Here is a 353-nt window from a genome sequence, read left to right on the forward strand (position 1 = left end):
GGATTACGCAGTACTGCATCATCAAGGTCAGTAATCGTTTGCAGGGCAGCGGGGCGTTTGGGCGTGCTTTGTCTTTTGTCATAATAAATACCATAATTACGAGTCAAATCATAAATCGCCCAATGCTGGTCTTGATAACGCTGACGAAAGTGCTCACCAATCAATGGCAAAACATTAAAGTCAGGCTCAACGCGGGCAAAGTAAATGTCGTCAGTGGTATGCTCAAAGCGCACAAAGGCTTCCATACGATGCTTCTCACGACCGACCGATTTGACGGTTTGTACCAGCTCCAAGACATTTAGGTTACCCAAATCTTCCATAATAGGGCGGCTAGGGTAGTCAATGGCATATTT

1 protein-coding gene is annotated in these 353 nt (G+C 45.6%); it reads right to left on the bottom strand.

The annotated features are described in order from the left end of the window. A partial coding sequence (locus tag AAEZ05_RS27945) for a TIGR03915 family putative DNA repair protein (RefSeq protein ID WP_350649801.1) occupies window positions 1–353 on the bottom strand: 353 nt, incomplete at both ends.

This window comes from Pseudomonas sp. HY13-MNA-CIBAN-0226 (assembly GCF_040310305.1).
In the GTDB taxonomy this organism is placed as follows: Bacteria; Pseudomonadota; Gammaproteobacteria; order Pseudomonadales; family Pseudomonadaceae; genus Aquipseudomonas; species Aquipseudomonas gregormendelii.